The sequence below is a fragment of the Psychrobacter sp. DM8 genome (assembly GCF_051307025.1).
GTDB lineage: Bacteria > Pseudomonadota > Gammaproteobacteria > Pseudomonadales > Moraxellaceae > Psychrobacter.
In genome coordinates this window covers 1,845,948-1,868,577 of record NZ_CP195538.1, presented here as the reverse complement: position 1 = coordinate 1,868,577, position 22,630 = coordinate 1,845,948, and the positions used below count along the sequence as shown (strand labels likewise).

The 22,630-nt window shown below is 44.4% G+C and carries 21 protein-coding genes and 1 tRNA gene; 12 read left to right on the top strand and 10 right to left on the bottom strand.

Translation table 11 applies throughout. The features are described from left to right. The first annotated feature begins 103 nt into the window (after window positions 1–103). The 3 genes from ACR64J_RS07910 (at window position 104) to ACR64J_RS07900 (ending at window position 3,292) form a co-directional block, all read left to right on the top strand. Window positions 104–802, top strand: a complete 699-nt coding sequence (locus ACR64J_RS07910) for a hypothetical protein (RefSeq protein WP_435949182.1) — start codon at window positions 104–106, stop codon at window positions 800–802. 58 nt (window positions 803–860) lie between these two features. After that, entirely contained in the window at window positions 861–1,967 is a 1,107-nt protein-coding gene (gene leuB / locus ACR64J_RS07905) for a 3-isopropylmalate dehydrogenase (RefSeq protein ID WP_435949181.1), read from the top strand. Window positions 1,968–2,209: 242 nt separating this feature from the next. Further along, on the top strand, window positions 2,210–3,292 hold the full coding sequence (locus ACR64J_RS07900; protein ID WP_435949180.1) for a L,D-transpeptidase family protein: 1,083 nt from the start codon (window positions 2,210–2,212) through the stop codon (window positions 3,290–3,292). A 178-nt stretch (window positions 3,293–3,470) separates the two neighbouring features. Here the strand turns inward: ACR64J_RS07900 and infA are convergent, their stop codons facing one another. The 7 genes from infA to dinB form a co-directional block, all read right to left on the bottom strand. Beyond that, window positions 3,471–3,692: a translation initiation factor IF-1 gene (gene infA, locus ACR64J_RS07895; protein WP_021814850.1), complete on the bottom strand. Its 222-nt coding sequence runs from the start codon at window positions 3,690–3,692 to the stop codon at window positions 3,471–3,473. A 131-nt stretch (window positions 3,693–3,823) separates the two neighbouring features. Continuing rightward, window positions 3,824–4,657: a tRNA pseudouridine(38-40) synthase TruA gene (truA, locus tag ACR64J_RS07890; protein WP_435949179.1), complete on the bottom strand. Its 834-nt coding sequence runs from the start codon at window positions 4,655–4,657 to the stop codon at window positions 3,824–3,826. 56 nt (window positions 4,658–4,713) lie between these two features. Then, window positions 4,714–5,793 (bottom strand): asparaginase, encoded by a 1,080-nt coding sequence (locus ACR64J_RS07885; protein ID WP_435949178.1) that lies wholly within the window; start codon window positions 5,791–5,793, stop codon window positions 4,714–4,716. A 79-nt stretch (window positions 5,794–5,872) separates the two neighbouring features. Then, a complete protein-coding gene (locus ACR64J_RS07880; protein WP_435949177.1) occupies window positions 5,873–7,564 on the bottom strand; it encodes a FimV/HubP family polar landmark protein in 1,692 nt (563 codons plus the stop codon). 56 nt (window positions 7,565–7,620) lie between these two features. Then, window positions 7,621–9,378 (bottom strand): type IV pilus assembly protein FimV, encoded by a 1,758-nt coding sequence (locus ACR64J_RS07875; RefSeq protein ID WP_435949176.1) that lies wholly within the window; start codon window positions 9,376–9,378, stop codon window positions 7,621–7,623. A gap of 235 nt (window positions 9,379–9,613) precedes the next feature. Beyond that, window positions 9,614–10,762 (bottom strand): tRNA preQ1(34) S-adenosylmethionine ribosyltransferase-isomerase QueA, encoded by a 1,149-nt coding sequence (gene queA, locus ACR64J_RS07870; RefSeq protein ID WP_435949175.1) that lies wholly within the window; start codon window positions 10,760–10,762, stop codon window positions 9,614–9,616. 175 nt (window positions 10,763–10,937) lie between these two features. After that, on the bottom strand, window positions 10,938–12,020 hold the full coding sequence (gene dinB / locus ACR64J_RS07865) for a DNA polymerase IV (RefSeq protein ID WP_435949174.1): 1,083 nt from the start codon (window positions 12,018–12,020) through the stop codon (window positions 10,938–10,940). Between the two features lie 496 nt (window positions 12,021–12,516). On the opposite strand from dinB, the gene ACR64J_RS07860 reads away from it, so the two are divergent. Next, window positions 12,517–12,780, top strand: coding sequence for a hypothetical protein (locus tag ACR64J_RS07860; protein ID WP_435949173.1), 264 nt, complete (start codon window positions 12,517–12,519; stop codon window positions 12,778–12,780). A gap of 44 nt (window positions 12,781–12,824) precedes the next feature. Here the strand turns inward: ACR64J_RS07860 and ACR64J_RS07855 are convergent. Next, window positions 12,825–12,910 (bottom strand) — tRNA-Leu (locus ACR64J_RS07855). A gap of 132 nt (window positions 12,911–13,042) precedes the next feature. Then, window positions 13,043–13,816 (bottom strand): ferredoxin--NADP reductase, encoded by a 774-nt coding sequence (locus tag ACR64J_RS07850; RefSeq protein ID WP_317200349.1) that lies wholly within the window; start codon window positions 13,814–13,816, stop codon window positions 13,043–13,045. Between the two features lie 364 nt (window positions 13,817–14,180). Here ACR64J_RS07850 and tsaA point away from each other — a divergent pair, with 364 nt between their 5' ends. From tsaA to gspK, 8 genes are all read left to right on the top strand, one after another. Beyond that, window positions 14,181–14,969, top strand: coding sequence for a tRNA (N6-threonylcarbamoyladenosine(37)-N6)-methyltransferase TrmO (tsaA, locus tag ACR64J_RS07845; protein WP_435949172.1), 789 nt, complete (start codon window positions 14,181–14,183; stop codon window positions 14,967–14,969). A 15-nt stretch (window positions 14,970–14,984) separates the two neighbouring features. Then, complete coding sequence (locus ACR64J_RS07840; protein WP_317200347.1) at window positions 14,985–16,787, top strand: GspE/PulE family protein; 1,803 nt, start codon at window positions 14,985–14,987, stop codon at window positions 16,785–16,787. 169 nt (window positions 16,788–16,956) lie between these two features. Next, window positions 16,957–17,745, top strand: coding sequence for a TatD family hydrolase (locus ACR64J_RS07835; RefSeq protein ID WP_317200346.1), 789 nt, complete (start codon window positions 16,957–16,959; stop codon window positions 17,743–17,745). Between the two features lie 133 nt (window positions 17,746–17,878). Continuing rightward, window positions 17,879–18,562 carry a TetR/AcrR family transcriptional regulator gene (locus ACR64J_RS07830; protein WP_317200345.1) on the top strand — a complete coding sequence of 228 codons (684 nt, stop codon included), beginning with the start codon at window positions 17,879–17,881 and terminating at the stop codon, window positions 18,560–18,562. Between the two features lie 25 nt (window positions 18,563–18,587). After that, window positions 18,588–19,385, top strand: coding sequence for a prepilin-type N-terminal cleavage/methylation domain-containing protein (locus ACR64J_RS07825; protein WP_435949171.1), 798 nt, complete (start codon window positions 18,588–18,590; stop codon window positions 19,383–19,385). A 2-nt stretch (window positions 19,386–19,387) separates the two neighbouring features. Then, window positions 19,388–19,879 carry a type II secretion system minor pseudopilin GspI gene (gspI, locus tag ACR64J_RS07820; protein WP_317200343.1) on the top strand — a complete coding sequence of 164 codons (492 nt, stop codon included), beginning with the start codon at window positions 19,388–19,390 and terminating at the stop codon, window positions 19,877–19,879. Then, window positions 19,876–20,592: a prepilin-type N-terminal cleavage/methylation domain-containing protein gene (locus ACR64J_RS07815; RefSeq protein ID WP_435949170.1), complete on the top strand. Its 717-nt coding sequence runs from the start codon at window positions 19,876–19,878 to the stop codon at window positions 20,590–20,592. The genes gspI and ACR64J_RS07815 overlap by 4 nt, the downstream gene beginning before the upstream one ends. Before the next feature lie 32 nt (window positions 20,593–20,624). Beyond that, a complete protein-coding gene (gspK, locus tag ACR64J_RS07810; protein WP_435949169.1) occupies window positions 20,625–21,737 on the top strand; it encodes a type II secretion system minor pseudopilin GspK in 1,113 nt (370 codons plus the stop codon). A gap of 185 nt (window positions 21,738–21,922) precedes the next feature. Here gspK and ACR64J_RS07805 read toward each other — a convergent pair whose 3' ends face one another. Next, window positions 21,923–22,603, bottom strand: coding sequence for a TetR family transcriptional regulator (locus tag ACR64J_RS07805; RefSeq protein ID WP_317200340.1), 681 nt, complete (start codon window positions 22,601–22,603; stop codon window positions 21,923–21,925). Window positions 22,604–22,630 lie beyond the last annotated feature (27 nt).

The window sequence follows — 22,630 nt, the reverse complement described above, 5'->3', positions numbered from 1 at the left end:
TTTATTACATGGTTAAAAATGAATATAATGTTGAGTTATCAGTACTAAATGGCTAGAATGAATAACCATCGTTTCACTTATATGATGAATAGTAGTTATCGCTATGAATAAAAAACGTTTTGCTGTTTTAACTCTAATAACAGGCCTATCTTTGTCAGGATGTCAGATCTTGACAGGGTACAATCAAATTGATGATGACAATACGCTGATAACTGCTCAGGCGCTTGATCCCATTGCAGGCGAGATTAATCTGAGCTGTCAGGGGACTTATCACTGCGAAATCGTACAAATAGACAAAACGCCTATTATCTCAGCGCAAAGTCATGAGCCTGTCAATCCTACGATGCTAGCTGTGATGCAAAGTACAGATACGGCGAGTAAGATGCCTTTTAGTGATCGGTTTAGGACAACGATAGCGCCAGATATAACGCCTTTATCTGATAAAAATGCTATCAAGATAGTACCGCTATCAGTGTCTAATATCGAGGGATTAACCACTTACTATATACGTCTCAAACCTAGTAAGCGCGAAGTTCAAGTTAATTTTTATCCTGAAAATAATCTAGGTTACATTGAGCGCTTTGCGATGATTCATGAGTTTACTCAGCCAGGTAATTACGAGCTACGAGCGTACCGTAAAAAACCGAGTAGTACTGAGGGAAGTTTGCTAGAAAATGCCTCTCCTAACCCTTTATGTGTAGATCTTACCTTTAATGGTCGCCTGCAACGTCACTTTTGTAAACTGGCAGATATTGAGCGCCAAGGCGAGTTTGTCGAGAGCAGCGTAATAGAAGCATCTTAATACCTGTCTTATTTAAAGTTATCAATCAATTACCTATCAAAAAACAACAAGGATTTATATGGCAAGCATTTTGACATTAGCAGGCGATGGTATCGGTCCTGAGATTATGACCCAAGCCGTTGATGTGTTAGAGGCGGTAAACAAAAAGTTTGATTTAGGCTTAACTCTAGAGTCAGGTTTGATCGGTGGCGTCGCTTTTGATGCAACAGGCGAGCCATTGCCAGATGAGACGCTTGAGCGTGCTCGTGCTGCAGATGCAGTATTACTTGGCGCAGTCGGCGGTCCCAAATGGGATACGATTGAGCGTAGTAAACGTCCTGAGCGCGGCTTACTCAAGATACGCAGTGAGCTTGGCTTATTTGCCAATTTGCGTGTGGCAAAGCTATATCCGCAGCTTGCCAACGCCTCAAGCATTAAACCTGAGATCATATCAGGTCTTGATTTATTGATTGTACGTGAGTTGACAGGTGGTATCTATTTTGGTGAGCCGCGCGGTATTCGCACGCTAGATAATGGCGAGCAGCAAGGCTACAATACTATGGTGTACAAGACCAGTGAGATCGAGCGTATTGGCAAAGTGGCCTTTGAGCTGGCAAAAACGCGCGCTCAAAGCTCTGGCAAACCTGCCAAGATATGCTCGATAGACAAGGCTAATGTACTAGAAGTCACTGAGCTGTGGAAGCAGACGATCACCCAAATGCAAGAGAACGACTATAGTGATGTAGCACTATCACACATGTATGCTGATAATGCCTGTATGCAACTTATCCGTGATCCCAAGCAGTTCGATGTCATGGTAACAGGTAACATGTTCGGTGATATCTTATCCGATGAGGCGGCTATGCTCACAGGCTCTATCGGTATGCTACCGTCAGCGAGCTTAGATGAGGATGGCAAGGGTATGTACGAGCCTTGTCATGGCTCAGCGCCTGACATCGCAGGACAAGACAAAGCCAATCCTCTAGCGACTATTTTGTCTGTGGCTATGATGCTGCGTTATACTTTTAAGCAAGAGGCGGCAGCGCAAGCGATTGAAGCGGCAGTGAGCGACGTGCTTGACGATGGTCTACGTACCGTTGATATTTTAGACAAAAATGAAGACAACCTCATCTGCGTAGGATGCGTGCAAATGGGACAGGCAGTATTGGCTAAGCTGGACTCATAACAAATACATCGACTCACCTTAGCAAGTCAAGCTGCCCATAAACTACCTAGTGGTTTATGGGTTTTTTGTTATATGTATACTTTTAAGTGACATAGTGAGCACTATTTAACAAAGTTGTTATCATAGACCCAATTCGTTAACACAAAGCTGTTATATAACTCCTCAGTACTATGACATTATCTTAAGCGCCAGTAATATAAGAACTATAACGAGTAGATTACCAATTATTTTAGGAGCTCAGCATGTATCAGTTAAAAAAAGTATGTACGATGATGGCTGCATTGGGATTGTCCAGTGCTATGCTAATAAATTCAGCTAACGCAGCGACAAGCAATGATAAAAGTCCTGTGACTAATGGCGTTAGTCAACAACTCAAGGGCGATAGCAAAACGGTCAACTCGCTCAATGACTTGTTACCAACCATCAAGTACACCACTGAAAATCTGCCAAAGACTGCTAGAGAGGTCAACAATGCCACGTGGTCAGTCGGGGAGAAGATAGATCGCAATACAGGGACTAAGTTGCAAGCCCTGCTCAATTGGCATCAGCACGGCGTAGGCCCAGTGGATGGATATTGGGGCAAAAATACTCGTAAAGCGATGCAGGCCTTTCAAAAAGCCAATGGTCTCAAAGTAACTGATAATTTAAATGACGAGACTTGGCAAGCGCTTAGAGCCAGTGAACGTCTTACAAGTCAGCCTGTACTGGTTCGTTATACGATAAAAGAGGGCGATGTCAACATCAAAACGACAAACATTCCTGCTAGCGCAGAGGGCAAGTCTGAGCTTGAGGGCATGTATTATGAAAGTATAACTGAGGGACTTGCAGAGAAGTTCCATATTAATGAGAAGTATCTTAAATCTCTCAATCCTAATACAAGCTTTCGTGCAGGCGAGACGATCACAGTCTACAATCCTGGCAACCCTAATACCAAACCTGTGAGCCGCGTGGTCGCTGACAAGGGTACGCAGACGCTATATGCCTATGATGACAACGACAATCTAGTTGCCAGCTATCCTACCACAGTTGGTAGCAGCGCGACGCCCTCACCATCGGGTACGCATACGGTCGAAGTCAAAGTACATGAACCTAATTATACTTATAGCGCAGACGATGGTGGTCAGCTCATCATTCCACCAGGCCCTAATAATCCAGTAGGCATCGTATGGATTGGACTGAGCAAGCCCTCTTATGGTATTCATGGCTCACCAGATCCTGCTCGCATTAGTCGTCAAGCCTCATCTGGTTGCGTACGTCTGACCAACTGGGATGCGCTAGCGCTACTAGGCACCATTAAAGATGACGCTACTGTAGAGTTTAGATAGATACGTTGTCTTAAAGACAGAATATTAAGCCAAAAAAATACCGCTGATTGATAGCGGTATTTTTTTTGGAATAAGCGTAAAGTTAGCATTAACTATGTAGCTCTGATATCGGTTGTTTTAAGTCAGTTGTTAAACCGATAATCGATGCCAACCCTAATGCAATACGGCTTATAATTAATTAATTCTTACCACGGTAAGTAATGCGACCTTTTGACAAATCATAAGGCGTCATCTCAACCTTAACCTTGTCACCAGTTAGAATGCGGATGTAATGCTTACGCATCTTACCTGAGATATGCGCGATAATCTCGTGTCCGTTTTCTAAACGAACTTTAAACAATGTGTTTGGAAGGGTATCGATGACTTCGCCTTCAAATTCAATAATATCGTCTTTTGCCATATTTGTATCAATCACTCAAAAATAAGCGGATATTATACGCAAGTTTGAATACTAAAGCAATGGCGAACCCAGTTTTTGCTTGACAGTGTGTATATGGTATGTATGCCAGGTTATAGTCTTATTATCAAAGCCTAATCTGGCAGGTTTAACCAAATAGGAGTTAGCGGCGCATTAGGGAGTCGCGCTTGATAGCGCTCAGGATAATAAGCATTGATAAAATATAGGCCATCACCTGAGGCAGTGGGCGGCGCAATAGTACGATCTTTTTTAGCTAAGATATTTAAAAAGTCAGCAGGCTGTAATTCATGCCTGCCAATAGCATACAGCGTACCCATTAGATTACGCACCATGTGATGCAAAAACCCATCTGCTTGAATATCAAATACAATAAATTGGCCGTGAGCAAAAAGCTTGGCATGTTCAATGGTACGTACAGGTTGATTGGACTGGCAGGCGGCTGCGCGGTAACTGCTAAAGTCATGAGTCCCTACGATATCAGCCGCAGCAGCTTGCATAGCGCTGAGATCTAATGGCTCGTAGATATGCGTGACTTGATGATTTAAGATAGCTGGCCGCTGAGGCTGGTTCAAAGTAATATAACGATAGCGCCGAGCAATCGCTTTAAAGCGCGCATGAAAATCAGCGGGCATAGGCTCAATCCAGCGCAGGGCAACATCATTAGGAAGTAAGCTATTGACGCCGCGCAGCCAGTTGCGCGCAGGTCTATGAGCATGAGTGACAAAATGCGCGATCATATTACCAGCGTGTACGCTTGAATCAGTGCGACCAGCAGCGATTACCTCTATTGGCTCATTAGCCACTTTACTAATAGCGCGCTCCAAGACTTCTTGCACGCCCAGCACCTCTTTTTGCCGCTGCCAGCCGTAATAGTGCGTTCCCAAAAACTCAATGGCAATCGCTAGTGTATAAGTTGGTCTATCATCGCAGACTGTAGATTGGGTCATAGCAAGGTCGTATATAAAGTGAGTTTAAAACGCAAAAGAGTAAATACAGTTAGTATTTAACGTTTTCTAATTGTAGTCGCTGTTTGACTGACATTATTGGTCCAGCGTTGTCGTCTTCGAGCAGGCGATGGATAACGTAGTAACAGCCATAGCAGGCGCGCGTAAATAGCAGGAATGGTCAAGCGGCCGCCTGCGATAACGTGATGATCATACTGCCAACTGCCTGCTGCATAACTGTCACTAACGCCGCCAAAGGGGCACTGGCTGGCACAAATCACCATATGACCTTGCTCATATGCCTGATCTAAAGCCTCAGCCAGCGCTGCTGAATAAGGGACGTTACCTGCACCAAAGCCTAATAAGATAATGCCGCTTGGCGGTTGATCGATAAGCGCCTGTAATTGCTTGCTTAAGATATCAGGATGATTGGGCATACAATAGATCGCATGAACATAAGCGTGTTTAGCATGACTTTGGACATCAGCTACTACTGTATATTGATCGTCGAGCCAATGCTGGCGGCGCGTATCGGTGAATAGTTTGATATAGCTATTAGCAGGATAAGCAGCTCTTGAGTGTCCAGTAAACGCCATAAAATCATGGCTGTGTATTTTTTGTACGGTTTGCGCCGGCCACGATTCACCGCCAAAGCTTATCTTAACCCCAGACTCACCAGCGCTAGCCAGTTTGATTGAAGCTATCAGGTTATCCCAAGCATCGCTATGCTCATCTATCGCGTAGTCTTGTATGACCTCAGGATCTAGTAAAGGGCGCATACTACCTGTGACGACCAAACACAAATCACTACCTGCAAATGCCTCAGACAAAAAAGCACCTAGATAGCTTAGGGTGTCAGTGCCTGTGATCAAGACAAAACGGCGAGAGCCTTTACTATAAGCATCTAATACCAAAGTATAAAAATGTACAAAGTCACTAGGCGTTAATTGACTGCTGTCTTTGATTAAAGCGTTATCAAGCCAAGTGGTCGCAGGCAGATTAAGGGTGTGGCTATGCGTAGTAATATGCGATTGCACAATAGGCAAAAACGCAGTAGCGTCTAGGGGCGCAAGCGGACGACCATAGCTGCCAAAGGTGCCACCAGCATAGATAATTTGTAAGGTATCAGGTTGGATCATAGGTTATAAGGACTTAGTAAAGAGATAAAAAGCGAATAAGCCAAGCATTGAAACACTTGGCTTAGCTGCGGTAGTATCATTATGCAGTGCGCTCAAGCATCATTTGTGCCTGCTGCTTTTGCTCACTATTGCCTTGAGCGATGACTTCGTTCAATAAGCGTTTGGCACTATCATACTCGCCTAGTCTGACATACTGTGTGGCTAGGTCTAAGGTGACCTGATTGGTATCTAGCGTTTTAACAAAATCAAAGTCAGCTGCAAAGCGCGAAGTCAAGTCAGCGGCTGATTTATTATCGTCGCTGTCTGCTACCTCAACTGGCTTAGCTTCTGTAGGCGCCAAAGCGTCATCAAAATCAAAGCTATCCTCTATGGGTGTATTGTCATCAAATAGCATAGGCGTGTCAGCTTGGTCGCCAGCGCCCTGTGCAGCATTATCAATAGTGACAGGAACACTGTCTTGAACTGAACTGCCCAAAATTTGACTGTCTTCAAAAACAAAATCGCTCCGTGTTGTGTCATCCTCATCTAGGGACAATGTCAAACTATCACTTGGCGCATAAGTGTCTAAGATTTTGTCATCAGTCTCAGTTTCGGTCTCAAGGTCGGCCAAATCTAATACAAAATCTTCATCATTGGCATCGTTATACTCATTGCTCTCTACATCTAATTCACCCGAAACCAGACCACCGCTTTGACTGACGTCATTACTATCACTATTATTGGTATTAATGCTCTTTGAGTCTGCCTGTAGATCAAAATCAAAGAAGCTATCGTCATTAGTAATAGCTTCTGAAGCAGGCTCATTGACAGGTGGAACAGTAGATGCCTCATCATTTAAATCAAAGCTGTCATCGAAATCAAAGTTTGTATCCAGATCCAAGTCGCTTGAGTCCAAACTCTCTAAAGGTGTGCTATCTACAACATAAACTGGCTGCGTGCCATTAGTTTCAGTGCGGCTATCGTCTAAGAGGCTCTCTTGAGTATCACTATCATTGTCTTCTAGATCATCCAGCGTCAGCTCAAAGATATCGTCGCTTGCCATACTAGAATTACTGATAGTATCTATGTCATAAGAGCTATCAGTATAAGAGCTATCAGTATAAGAGTTATCAGCAGTATCAAAATTAGCTAAATCCAAATTATCAAATGAATCATCAAGCGAGTCGGTAGGCTCAAGAGGGCTGGCGCTCTCCACTAGGTGATTTTGGACACTCTGTACAGGTTCATGAGCGCTGGTATCACTACCAACCTGTACAGAGCTTTGTGGCAAGTCAAAGTCTATAGCCTCAACGCTTGATTGATCAAAGCTACTTACAGGCGCTGCCGCAGAGGTCGTCTGATCTTGTAAAAGCAAGGATTTTAGCTCGTTTGCTTGTGGTATTGCCTGAGTATTGTTTTGGACTAGGTCATCGTAAACACGGTTAAATTCGCTGAGCTCATTGGTTGTTGCATATATACTGAGGAGCTTAAGCGATAGCTGCTCGTCATGAGGTTTACGCATAAGTCCGCGCTCTATCGCTTCTATCGCTTTGTCATAGCGCTGCTGGTCTATAAAGCGCTGAGCGATTGTAATATCATCAAATTTCGTTGCACTATTTACCGAAGGCTGCGGCATACGATTCGATGAGACTGGTACTGCTCTGATCGTCTCTTTATTTGTACGCAGGGGTGTGGACGACGCTGGTTGCTTAGTTTTATTGCGACGTAATACCAAAATAGCGATCAATAAGATGAGCACCAATCCTGCAACGATATATAGCATATTATCCATAGTTATTCTCATGTCTACGATAACTATTCAAGCCATCTGCTTGATAGTTGAATCTATTATTGATCACGCAACTCTTTTAGGCGGGCTTGTAGCGCTGCTAATTTTTGATTTTGTAGTTGTATCTTTTGGGTATAGCTGCTCAAGGTGCTATTCGTATCAACTAGACTTTGAGCTTGATCGGCAGTGCTTTGTCTTGTTGCTTTAAGTGTGGATAATATATCTGTGTTCAATCCATTGCCTGCCTCTGCACTAGCCTTGGTTTGCGTGCCATCAGCACTACCATCGCGACCAGGCGCTACAACAGAAAAGCGTGCTTTTGGTAGCTTCTTTATAGACGCCGGCTCGTTTTGACGTCCAACAATTTGAGTCGTCTCAGTATTGGGCTGTAAAGGCGCTCTGCGTTTGGCTTTGGTTTTTTGTGCGCGCTGAACATATTTTCTTTGCGCATCGATAGCTGCCTGTAGTTTTTGCTGAGAGGGTACAACATCGTAATCAGGTAGAGTGAGCTGAGCATCGGCTCTGAGTTGACCGGCATCTTTATTTATAAAAGCATTAGGGTTTTGCTCTTTAATCTGCGTCATCACTGTTTTTATGCTTAAGTTATTTTGCTCAGCGATTTGCTGCGAGATAATCCATAGGTTGTCGTTAGGCTGTACGGTATAGCTTGTAGCAGTAGCAGTAGCAGTAGCAGTAGCAGTAGCAGTAGCAGTAGCAGTAGCCGCTGTACGAGTTGCCGAAAGCGCCTTACTAAAAACCGCTTCACTACCTAAACTTGAGGGTTCTGATAAGGTTTTAGACGTATCGATAGCTGCCTTAGTTGCAATAACGGCGCTACTCGGTTGAATTTGGCGAGTCACTTGGATACTCAAGGTATCAAGTCGCAGGCTCGAGCCTGTATCAGGCGCTACGTTGTTTGAGACAATAAGGCTAGTATTATTAGCTGATTCACTGGTGCCTAATTGAGCTGTATTGTCAGTAGCAGTAGCGATTTTGTCTGCTATAAAAGGCTCATTAGCAAGGATGTTTTTATCCGCAGAGTCTATAGTCAAAGCACTAGCAGCAGAGCGATTAACTGGATTACTAGTAACAGAGCGATTTACTATAGTCTTTGTTTCGCTATCAGAATATGTATTTATCGCACTAGTGCTACCCAAAACATTGTCCACTTTGGGTGCACTGACAGCGCTACTCATACGTGAGGTAGTAGCTAACGTCGGCAAGTTAGCAGTTTGTATGGGTAGTAGCGGCGGCGGCATGCCAGCTCTGAGTGTGAGAGGTTTGGCATTGCTGAGGGAGGTAACGGGTAAATTTGGTTGTCTTGCACCTGATATCACAGTACTAACGACTGGCGTCTTCGATATCTTGTTAGACGCTACGTTAGACACCTTAATGGGCAAATTGCCCTCTAATGGCATAAGCAAAGTTTTGGGTATTACTGTGCGCTGCGCGCCGTCGTTGAGCGCTAGTACTAAATCTGCAAATGGTTTGGATACAGGCTGCGTGGTACTGATAATCAGCTGGCCTGTAGTCTCTGAGGTGGGCACGAAATTGACGCTCATAGAGTCCGTCGGCATCATACCCATCTGCTGATAAATGGCTGTACTTGCCATATCGATAGAGAAGTCTTTGCTGCGGATATCAGTGACTGAAATACTGGCAAAAAGAGGTTTGTGCTGAGCGGAGCTTACAACAGTCTTGCCAATGGTAGCCGCTTGCGTGCTAGAGGATAGCACCGCGTAGCCTACTGAGTATAGTAGTGCTCTTGAGACCGCATAATGTAGAGTCGTTGAGCGATGAGAGGAATACCAAGACATGCAAAACCCTTTAGAATATAAACCACTTACAGTGTTATAACAAAATAAAGATTAGTTTACCAGCTTATTTCTAGGACGTGTCCTTAATTGAATTAGCAAAGCAAAAATGAGCGATATTTTTGTGAATAGAAGGATGCTTTATAGAGAGTATCTTTGTGTTTTTTAACGACCTAAAACAATGACTACCTTTGATTATTCATCCTTATTTAACTGCTTAATTTGGCTAAACCGTTTTTTATTTGATGTTATCTAGCAGCATAGCATCACCGTAACTAAAGAACCGATACTCGTTTTTTATGGCATGCTGATAAGTTCGCTCGATGGCAGCTTTGCCTGAAAACGCAGACACTAGCATGAGCAGCGTTGACTTGGGTAGATGAAAATTCGTCAACAATCGATCCACGACATTAAATTCAAACCCTGGATAAATAAAGATATCGGTATCTCCAGACCAGCTGGCAAGAGGTTGTCCATTGATAGCTGTTCTTTGATAAGCGCTCTCAAGCACACGCGTCACAGTAGTACCAATAGCAATCACTTTGTTGCCGCGAGCATGCGCCTGATTGATTAGCTCAGCGGTCGCTTGCGGTAAGTGCGCATATTCGCTATGCATTTTATGATTGAGTAGGTTGTCAGTCTTGACAGGCGCAAAGGTTCCAGCGCCAACATGCAAGGTGACAAAAGCGGTATCAATCCCTTTATCTTTAAGCGAGGTTAGTACAGCTTCGTCAAAGTGTAAGCTGGCAGTAGGTGCGGCAACGCTAGCGAGCTTGGCAGGATCATGAAAAACGGTTTGATAACGAGTATTATCAGTGGCATCAGCATGACGCTCAAAGTAGGGCGGAATAGGCAGCTCACCATAGCGCTCCAAATCAGGCAGAATAGGCGCATCAAAAGCGACTATAAATAGATTATCTTGACGACCTAGCATGACCGCACTCATCTGACTATCTGCAAGCAATAGTCGCTGTCCGAGTTTGGGTGCTTTACTGGCTTTGATATGACAAAGTGCAAGAGGTTTGGCGCTTGGCACATCAGTATTGGGTAGATCGACATCTGATGCTGTAATCAGACGCTCAACGAGCATCTCGATTTTGCCGCCCGTATCCTTTTGCCCAAATAGCCGTGCCTTCATCACTTTAGTGTCGTTAAAGACAATAAGGTCGCCACTATTTAACAACTTCGCCAGGTCGGTAAACTGCTGATCTTTTATCTCCCCACTTGCGGTTAGATAAAGCAGTTTAGAAGCTGAACGCTTAGTAAGAGGATAGCGTGCGATCAACTTGTCAGGCAACTCATAATCATAGTCCTCAACGTTTAGATACTCTAACGCAAGGTTATCGGTATCAAGTTTGGTGCTAGCTGCAGAGTGAGAATGGCTCATAATTAGTCTTTAAATAGAGAAAATTTTGGCAATATTGTAGCAGAAATCGGCAGACCCTATTCACCAATGACCCTATAGCACATCAAGAATTATAATCATTACAAAATAGCCTAAGCGCTTTAAATAATTGATAAAAATGACAAGTAATCTACATGCTACATTATGAATATTGAATCTAAAACAGGTTAAGCTGCGGGGCGACTTGAGTTTCAGGTACCAAAGAAGAGTAGGTGACGCCAACTAACCTAATAGGCAAATTGCGCGGTATGTCATTAAACAATTTCTTAAGCCAATAATGAGCTGATTGAGCACTAGTAAAGGCGGTAGATAACGTATGCGCGCGCGTTATCTGCGTAAAGTCTGCGTACTTCACCTTCAAAGTTATCGTATAAGCCGTTAGGCGCTTTTGTTGTAGTTGGCTAAAAGCGTCAGCGTTTTGTTCAAATATTTGTGCAAAGAGGGCAGTGTCATCACTTAAGTTGTCTCGAAAAGTAGTTTCTGAGCCTACAGATTTATGCTGGCGCTTGGACTTGACAGCGCGCTCATCGCGTCCATGAGCAATGTCGTGATAAAACTGCCCTCGCTTGCCAAACTCACTAATCAATAATGCAGCCGGCGCGCGCTTAAGATCAGCGCCATTAGTGACACCCATAGTATGTAAGCGTTTAGCCGTGGCTTTACCAATGCCATGAAAGCGCTCGATAGGTAAGGTGCTAATAAAAGCGTTAGCATCCTCTGGTGTAATGACAGCAGTACCATTAGGCTTATTAATATCAGAAGCAATTTTTGCCAGCATCTTGTTAAATGACACGCCAGCGGAAGCTTTTAGTCCAGTTTGCGCTAATATCTGCGCGCGTAGCCAATTGGCCATAAGCGTCGCTGAGCCTTGATGAACGCTTAGCCCGGTTACATCAAGATAGGCCTCATCTAGCGATAATGGCTCGACATGCGGCGTAAGGCTGAGCATTATCGCGCGTATATCAGCGCTAACGGCGCGGTAAACCTCAAATCTTGGCCTGACAAAGATAGCCTCAGGACAACGTTTTCGAGCCTCATAGCAAGACATCGCTGAGCGTACCCCAAATTTGCGTATCTCGTAACTGGCAGCAGCGACAACGCCGCGACCGCTTGGATCCCCACCTACGGCTATAGGTTTGCCTCGTAGCTCTGGAAAATCGCGCTGCTCAACACTGGCATAAAAAGCATCCATATCTAGATGAATGATTTTTCTTAAATTTGGCTTTAGAGGAGAAGTCATAGCTCTTTACTTACCCGCACTTGTCTCTTTATAGCTTTAGATTAATCGAAAAAATGGTTAAGTGTAAGTCGTTTTTTAGATGTAAATAGTAGTGGCGTATATAATTATACTTGAATATACTAGTTATATAAGAGAGTGCAATAGTTATGTAAGAAAAACTTATAAGTCAACTTTAGTTTTGATTAATAGTCTTATTTAAAGGGCTAACTAAAGTATTAAAGACGGCAACTAATATTTTGAATGCAACTTCTACAAAATTTGCTACCGTTTGTCCTTAAATTTATACCGTTTATCATAAATAGTATATTTGTACTATTACAGTTATTGCTACTAAGTTCTACACTGATACTCAATGATAGAAAGTATTAATCAATGGATAGCTTATACTCTTATATCGAACCGAGCTATAGAGGCACTATCTATTATTTTTTGCACTACCGCCAAAGTCAATCAAGAAGAAGTAAATGTCTTGAGACAAAGAATCAAGGAGCTGATCATGAATAATGAATTAAAAGGAAGCGATTTGACACGTGCGATGCTTGCATGGGGTTATGAGCAAATATGGTGCGCTGTCGATGACGATAACGACGAACAGGCGATGAGAGATCACTGTGGTAATGATTTTACGGCTTGTATAGTATCGTGTGATGGGCAATATTTTTACTGCGATCAAGGCACACCTTGGGCCTGCGCCGTACCGATCAAGATTATTGCTGTCAAGCAAGAAGAGGTCGATATGTACACGCAGTGCATAAGCTAAAGTCACAAAAAAACCTCCAAAATAGGAGGCTTAGTTGATGTATATGGTACCAGTGGTCGGACTCGAACCGACACGCTTATTAGGCAACGGATTTTGAATCCGTCATGTCTACCAATTCCATCACACTGGCATATCTGGTGATACTAGCAGCTAAGAGCATACTTCTTACTCAAATCAGGTTGCAGGGTAAGCTGTATAGGCTGCGTATTATAACAGCTAGACTTTGAGCGTCAAGAATTATTTATTATAATTGTTGAGTGCCTTATCCTACGAATGCACGTTCAACTGCATAATCCGCTTGCACGCCCATACGCGGAGAGACAGTCAAGCCAAAATCGTCCAATATCGCTGAAACGTCAGCGTTAAACGGCATACTACCGCAGATCATCACTCGATCATCCTCTTTATTCATTGGCGGCAGGCCAATATCTTCAAATAGTTTGCCTGATTTCATAAGATCAGTGACGCGGCCTGTGTTTCTAAAGTCTTCACGGGTAACGGTAGGATAATAGATAAACTTTTCACGGTACCATTCTCCAAACAACTCATCGTTAGGCAGCTCTTCTTCGAACATCTTTTGATACGCCAAGTCATGCTGATGGCGCACGCCGTGTACTAATATAATTTTCTCAAAACGCTCATACACTTCAGGGTCGCGTGCTAATGCTAAAAAGGGCGCAAGACCTGTGCCTGTTGATAACATATATAAATGCTTGCCCGGTAGTAAGTCATCAAGCACTAGCGTACCCGTTGGTTTTTTGCTGACCAATAGCTCATCGCCAACTTTGATATGTTGCAAGCGTGAAGTGAGAGGGCCATCTTTGACTTTAATTGAAAAGAATTCTAAATGCTCCTCATAATTAGGACTAGCAATAGAGTAGGCCCGCAGTAGTGGTCTACCGTCGACGACGATGCCTATCATCGCAAATTCGCCGTTGCGAAAGCGTAAACCATCGTCACGCGTGGTCTTAATGCTGAACAGATCATCACTCCAGTGATGAACCTCTGTGACGGTTTCGGTGCGAAGTTTTGACATAAAGCCCTCGATTATTTCTGATTATTGATTGATACAAAGCGTTTTTAGCGCTGTCGTTTAATATTTATGTGCGTGTCGTTGTAGCAGTTGGTGTCTTAGTCCTAACCGTCTTTTATGATATAACTACTGACCATTAACTCTGTAAAGGTGCAAGCTTGCTAAAAGTGCAAACGCGACTTATGAGCTATTGTTAGTATCAAAGACAAAAATCTCTGTGATAAATAATGTCGGCTATGATAACAAACTTTAAAAATAAAATCTGGTAAGCGCCATTGGCCTAGCATGATAAAATAGAATATCGTTAGTAAGTTTTATTAATATTAACGACTCAGTCTCATATCAATTTTAAACAAGGCAAACCTAGATGGCTCATGTTTTACCTATTATTGGCTATCACCGCGCGCCTTTATCACAAAAGTTTGGCGTGCCAAGACAGCCAAACCTTGTCGCTGTGCCAAGCATCATAGAGATGATCGCACCTTTTAATACGCCAGCTGCCTTTAGCGGATTAGAAGCCTTTAGCCATATATGGGTCAGCTGGCAGTTTCATCACAACGATATAAAAGCTGCCAATAACAATGAGACCCCATCTTTTCGTGCGCAAGTACGACCACCAAGGCTTGGCGGTAATCAAAAGATGGGGGTGTTTGCCAGTCGTAGTATGTATCGTCCATCAGCTTTAGGATTATCAGTGGTTAAACTTGAGCGTATCGATATTATTGAGGGCCGCGTATTATTATTAATAAGTGGCGCTGATATGATAGAGGGTACGCCTATTGTTGATATTAAACCGTATATCGCTTATAGCGACGCGTTAAAGGACACTAGTAGTGGTTTTGCGCCGATAGCACCTATATCTTTAGACGTTGAGATAACCCCTCAGGCATTTGATCAGATCTTATCTATTATTGATACTCAAAATAAAGGTGATACCCAAAAGACAGGTTTAAACGCTATGATAGATGACGTGCAAACGCGATTGACGCCAGCGGATATCGAGCATATCAAAGCCTTGATCGCTCAAGATCCTCGCCCTGCTTATCGCCGCTGTGAGATAGGCACTACTTTTATCATGCGCTACAAATCAGTTGATATCAGTTTTGGCCAGATAGAGGCAGGACAACTACAAATCACTGCTATCACTGCACTTTAATAAAAGAAGATCCTTATGTCCACTCCAAAATTCTCGCTAGTAATCGATCTACGCTGGTGCCTTGATGAGTTGTTGGCTGATAAAGTTATAGACTCGCGCGGCTATAACCTTGTAATGACCAGCCGCCGTGACAAGGCTCAGCATCCATTAGTGACTATTAGTGAGTTTGGTCTGCCAAATGCTCATCTGATTCATCAGCAAGCTAAGAGCCAAGAAGGCGAGCAAAAACTCACGCTGGCATGGCTTAATCTATGGTTAGCTGCCAAAGCCGATATGAGCTTAATACGTATTGATCCCTTAAAGATTGACGTGCCAGCAGTTACGCAGATTATGTCTTTTGAGTATGCACGCTCGCAGCATATCTTACCGATAGAGGTCACAACCGACGAGGTCGTTGTAGGGACTGATCAGCCGTTCTTTGTAGACTGGCAAGCCACTATCGATAAAATTATTCAAGGGCGACGCTATCGTACGGTCTATATTAGTCCCGAGCAGATTAACCGCTATCGCCAAGAGTTTTATCAAGTCACGCAAGCGATAGCAGGAGCAAATACCCTGCATAAACGCGCCGCTGCTGATGTCACCAATGTCGAAGCCTTATTGCAATTAGGTGACAAAACCAATCCTGATGCCAACGATCAGCACATCGTCAAAGTCGTCGACTGGCTGCTTCAATACGCCTTTGAGCAGCGCGCCAGTGATATTCATCTTGAGCCGCGCCGCGAGACGGGCAAAGTGCGCTTTCGTATCGATGGCGTGCTGCATACGGTTTATGAGATGCCGCTTGCGATTATGGTCGCGGTTACCGCCCGTATCAAAATACTAGGAAGGCTGAATGTCGCTGAAAAACGCAAACCGCAGGATGGACGCCTAAAAACTCGCACGCACAACGGTATGGAGACGGAACTGCGCTTATCGACTCTGCCAACTGCTTTTGGTGAGAAGTTAGTGATGCGCGTCTTTGATCCTGAAGTTTTAGTGCGCTCGTTTGCGCAGTTAGGCTTATCGGGCAAGCAGCTTGAGATGTGGCATGAGCTGACTGCGCATCCCAATGGTATTATCTTGGTTACAGGCCCGACAGGATCAGGCAAGACGACAACGCTATATAGCACGCTTAAGCAATTGGCGTCCGAGCAGGTCAATGTCTGCACTATTGAGGACCCTATTGAGATGATTGAGCCGGCGTTTAATCAGATGCAGGTCAATACAGGCATTGATTTGCATTTTGCCGATAGTATTCGCTCGCTCATGCGCCAAGATCCAGACATCATTATGGTGGGCGAGATACGAGATTCTGAGACGGCAAATATGGCAGTGCAGGCGTCTTTGACCGGTCACTTGGTGCTCTCAACCTTACACACCAACGATGCGCCAAGCTCACTTACGCGTTTGCATGATTTGGGCGTGCAACCTTTTTTGACCTCAGCGACGATACTTGGTGTCATGGCGCAGCGACTACTACGCACACTTTGCCCGCATTGCAAAACAGGCAAACCTGTACCTGCAGATAGCGATATCGCGATTCAGTGGCAAGAGCTTGTACAGCCTTGGCGCGCGCCTTTGCCTGCGCAGATCTATACCGCGCCTGGCTGTGAGCATTGTCGTCATACGGGCTATCAGGGACGTATTGGACTGTACGAGATTATGCCTTTATCTAATGAGATCAAAAAACTCGTCGCCGCTGATGCTGATTTAGATACCCTCAAACAGCAAGCCTACCGCGAAGGCGTGCAACCGCTCAGACTCTCTGGTGCCAAGCGTATTAGTGAAGGGGTGACTAGTATAGAAGAGGTCATGCGAGTGGTGCCCTTACAGTAGTGACTCATCTTAACTTAAGCAAATAAATGCTTGCCAAAGCAGTACTTTATAACGCTGACTTACAAAGCTAGTCACTTGAAATGTGCTCTTTGCGTGTCAATCTAATGACCACGATAAGCCTATTTACTTTAAAGTAAAAGGTCAAACCTATGTTATAACGAGAGTGTATATGTTTACAGACAGTCATTGTCATTTAAATCGTCTCGATTTGAGCAAATATGATGGTCAACTATCAGGCGCTATCGATGCCATGAAAGCGGCTAACGTCACGCGTGCTATGGCAATTATGTGTGATTTTGCTGAGTATGATGAGATCAATGGTATTATCAAGACATATAGTGATGAGCAATTAAACTTGGGGATGAGCGTCGGTATTCATCCTTGTGAGGATATCGATGTGTTGCAATCAGCAACTGTAGAGCGCTTGATTAAGACTGCCGCCTGCGACCACGTCTGGGCAGTAGGGGAGACGGGGCTAGATTATTATTGGTCTACCCAAAACGCTCATGAGCAACGCGAGAGCTTCGCGCGTCATATCCATGCCAGTCAAGCGCTCAAAAAGCCGCTAATCGTACATATGCGTGACGCTAAAGAGGATACGCTTGATATCCTAAAATCTGAGAACGCAGAGCACGGTATTATCCACTGCTTTACTGAGGATTGGGAGACAGCCAAGCGCGCGCTTGATTTGGGTTTTTATATCTCCTTTTCAGGAATCGTTAGCTTTAAGAGCGCGCAGATGATTAAAGAGGCGGCGCAAAATATGCCTAAAGACAGAATGCTGATAGAAACAGATAGCCCCTATCTAGCGCCAGTACCTAAGCGCGGTCGTCCCAATGAGCCCGCTTTTGTGCCGTATGTTGCTGATTGCTTAGCTGAGCTACACGGGTGTACGACTAAAGAGATCGGTACGCTCACTGCAAAAAACTTTGAAAATTTACTGGCACAGTATCGCTAAAATCGTTATGCTATGACCAATCAGTCATTTATATTTAAATCTGTTGCGTCATCAAGCAGTTACCAGACATTGTCAAGCTAAGGTTTTCCTATTGATGCCATACGCTTAACGCTGTCAGATTTTAGGAGATAATATGAGTCGTCAACACCAGTTCAAGATACGAGAAGAGAATATCTTAGCAATGGCTGAGCAGCTGCTGCTTGAGTCGGGTGATGGCGATATCACATTAGATAGCCTAGCTGACCAGCTTGATTTAGCTAAGGGTACGCTCTATAAGCATTTCTCTAGCAAAGATGAGCTGTATCTGCGCATTATTATTCGCTATGAGGAGCAGCTCTTTGAGATCAATCGTATCGATGATTGTCCCTCAGCTGGTATCTCGCGCATGATATTTCAGCAACTGATGAATCCGCAAAAAGCGATGCTGCTCAATCAAATTGAGGAGCGCCTGGCCGCTTCGGTCACAGGGCTCAATCGTCTATTTGGTGAGCTGTACGATATTCGTCGTCAGCGCATGAAGCGGATGCTCGATATTATCAGCACTTATCTTAAAGATCAGCAGAGCAGCTTGAGTACCCGCGACTATTTATCATCATTGTGGGCAATGGGTCAAGGCGGCGCAGGACTACTAAATTCAAGCTTCTATCAGCGTTATTTGGGTCGTCGTGATACTTTGCGCTATGCTTTGGTTCAGCAAATGCTAGAGCTGCCAAGTCATTATCCTGCACATACCAATGAAGTTATTGATGAAGATATGCAAGAGCTGGTCGAGCAGATTGATACCGAATCAGAAGAGCATCGTAATACTAACTATTGATGATCTCAAAAAGTATAGGTGCAACATGCCTGTTACGCCTCAATCAGCACTTTATCTATTACCTACGAGATTGCCCTATAAGGTTAGCAACCATCATGCTAGCCATTACGCGGCTGCAAACGGTAAAAAAATTGAGCAAGCCTGCGTTATTTATATCGATAAATCGGTTACTCCACTGCCTGTAAACATCTCGCCTCAAGCAGGTTTCACTCTCGTTGAGATATTAGTCGTCGTTGTTATTCTCTCTATATTTGCAGGCATGATTAGTCTGTCTGTCGGTAGCAGCGACTCCCGCAAAAACCGCGCCTTTTATGAGCATATAACCGATTCACTCAGTTATGTCAGACTACTCTCTGCTGAGCGCATGCAGCCTATGGGACTGGCTTTGCAAGCAGACAAGCAAGGTCAAGTTGCCCCCGTTATCATGACCTTATCTAATCCTTATATTGCTTATCAGAGCTCTGTAGAAGCTACTGACATAAGTAGTACACCGAAGAATGCTATGGAGCTGTCAGCAGATATTGCAAATAATGAGCAAACTCAAGCGCCCAGCTGGAATATTGAGCCAGACATCACGCTACCTGCTATGCCAGCTGGGGTGAGTGTTAACATCCAAAGATTAGACGGGGCTAGCTCAAATAACGCCACAGAAACGAGAGTCCTACAGCCTTGGTTCACCGATCAAACTGTGCCACAAGTCTTATGGTTTGGGACAGGACAGGCAACCCCTGTCACTATTGAGATACGTCATGACTCCCGTCTAGTGGGTGAGGTCATCACCATTATGCCCGATGGCAATATAGTGATAGGGCAGGAAATATAACAATGCCTGACTCCTCCAAAGCCGTCTATCCTAAAAGTAGATCAGCGCATCAAAGCGGCTTTACCTTAATCGAAGTGATGGTAGCGCTGGCTATACTCGCCGTCGTCGCAGTTGCCGCTAGCCGCGCCAGTAGTGCTTATCTAAGCTCGGTAGATACTCTGCGTACGCGTACGCTGGCGCACTTTGTGGCGCAAAATGCTGCTAGTGACTTGTATATTCAAAAAACATGGCTGACGACCAACCGTAGTCAGATGACAAGTGAGCAAGGGCGCGACTGGCAAGTGGAGATGATCCCCTCTGACACCTTATCTTCTGCATTAAAGCAAGTGACTATAACAGTCGCTCCTGTCGTTGACGGGCAAACGCGCTCTGTGGTCACTGATATCACTGTCATGATTAGTGATCCAGAGCAAGAGGTCGGTAGCCTAGACTTGTCCGTGCAAGCACAGTCGCCTCAAGCACAGCCTACCCAAGCGTTAAGAGGCATGCAGTGAAGTATGAGCGCGGCTTTACGCTGCTTGAGTTGATGGTAGCCATGTCGATATTTGCGATGCTCGCTGTGGCAGGCTGGCAAGTATTTGACGGCGTCAATCGAGCGCGAGAACGGGCGCAGTATCAAGCAGATAATCTAGCGCTCTTGCAGTATGCTTACTTGCAGCTACAACAAGATATGGGACAAATCATCCCTTATCAGATACCCTCTATTGAAAACAACAATAACGCGCTCACATCAAACCTTAATAATCAAACCAGCAGTGCTCAAGCTAATAATGCTCAAACCAACAGCGCACAAGTCAGTCCTGCCGAGCCATTTATGAGCATAAGCGCTGAGACGATAAGCTTTATCCGTTTTGCCGATCCAGACCCTAGGTATCAGAGCAGTCCTACTATCGTTCGCGTTGATTACGTGTTTGCTGATCAGCAGCTTATTCGTCGTCAATATCTGAGTCCTCAAGGCGATAGTATCAACGGCGATTTTGAGGGGATCAGCTTAGATAGTGTAATATTAAAAGATGTGAGCGATGGACGTATGCAAGCCTATTTACCAGAGCCAAGTAGTACTTTTCCACAAGATAATCCAAATACCAATAACAATACGGACACCGCTGCAACTGCGCAAAACCCCCTACTACCAAACGGCGTTGGTATGAGCTTTACGTATCAAGACGTTCCAATCACTTGGCAATTTGCTCTAACCGAGCCATAAACCGAGCAGCATAGGAGCATAGGAGCAAGGCAATGAGCACGACAGCGAACTCCCAACGCGGTGTAGCGTTACTGACGGTTTTGCTATTGGTTGTCAGTATTACTGTGGTCGCAGGGGCTATGCTTGCCAGTCAAAAAATTGTCATACGCCGAAGTGGTCTGTTGCTTAATCAAGATCAACTCTTGCAAGATATCCATGCCGGCGAGCAACTGGCAGTAACGATGATCCGCGCTGATAACGAGCTCAATAATACCGATAGCACGCAGGATATTTGGGCGCAGCCGATACCGCCTTACGCTTTGGGCGCGCATAGCATAAGTATTGAGCTGCGGGACGAAGCGAGCCGCTTTAATATCAATAATCTGTATCAAAATGGCGCGGTCAATAGCGCGGCGCTCGCCATATTACAAAAATTACTAACGCAATTAAACTTAGAGCCTGATATTGCTACGGCTATTTTAGATTGGCAAGATGCAGATAGTGAGGTATATAAAGATGGCGGTGAAGAAGGAGCGGTATATGGTTCAGGCTCGCCTGCACGCACTTTGCCTAATCAGCCCTTTATCAGTGTCGATCAGCTATTAGACGTTTCAGGTATAGATGATAAGGCTTTAGCCGCACTACGCCCGTACATTACAGCGGTGCCTTATGACTTGCCTATCAATATCAATACCGCAAGCCCTGTACTATTAGCGTCCTTGGTAGAGGGTGCAACCACTGAGCAGATGCAATCATTAACAGATTTGCGTACTCAGCAGGTAATGGGGTCTATTGATGAGTTGTGGCAACTGCCAGCGCTTATGAGTGTGACTGATGAGCAGCGCCAAGCGTTAACACCGCTTTTAGCCGTTGATAGTCGAGCTTTTAGCGGCCTTGTCACAGCCAATGATAGCGATGGTAAACAGCGATTTGCGCTCATTTTGATCAAAAATGTGCTTGATGAGGGTAATACGACAAACAATGAAAGCGGTGCAGTTAGTAGCAATTCAAATAATCAAAATACGAGTGGTAACAATGTAAATAGCGGTGCAAATGATGTCAATGGCAGTGCAAATAACGCTGCGGCTAGTAGCAGCGAATCTAGCGCTGACAAAACTGTCAAAGTGATTAATCGTCGCCTTTATGCGTTTAGACCCAGTTTTTAGACATTTGCCTTGATTACCGAGTTATCGTCAGTCCATTGTAAAAACGATACAGCGTAACTAATATTAATTTTGCGCAGCATCGAGCAGCGTAGGCACAGCACGCAAGGAAAATTGATATCAGTTACGCGTTAAAATTCAATGTATCTGATTTATTTAGTATTTACTATATCTAGAGGTTAGCGTACTCAATCATCCAAAAGCGTCTCCTCAGAGGACTTCCAGTTGTAGGCCCCATAAAACAGCATTTGCGCTTGGCGGGTGCAATTATGCAGCATCAGCTGCTTTTTTTCTTCAATGTCGCCCAAATCCACTTCGTCGTCGTGATCTTCTGAATAAGTCAAATCTAGCCAGTCTATGATCCAAGAAAAAAACATATTGAGACCAGCTGCAGCGAGCAGACGCAAATCATAAATATTGATATGAGCAAAGGCAGGCTGGAGCGCCAAATCATCTGCTAATAATATGCCGTGTTTGGTCATCAGCTCGCTAATAGATTTGCGCACAGCCTCTGAGCCACCAAAACGTTCGCTAACCAAAAACTGCCAATAGCGCGGCTGAGCGCTAACGGTTTGCAAAAATAGCTGAATACTCTTAGCAATTTGCCGATCAAAGCTGCGTTTGCGGCCTATTTGTAAGCTGCTGCTCAATGCAGCAAAAGTGCTGCCTAGCTCCTCATCTACCAAAGCTTGTCCAAGCGACTCCATATCATCAAAATGACGATAAAATGCCGTTGGCACCACGCCTACTTCACGCGTGACTTGCCTGAGACTTATCGAGCTAAACGATTGTCCCATCATACACAAATCGAGCACTGCATTGAAAAAAGCATGCCGGGTTTGAAGTTTTTTTTGTTCGCGACTACTCATAATGATTCAAAGTTTATTGTTGAAGGT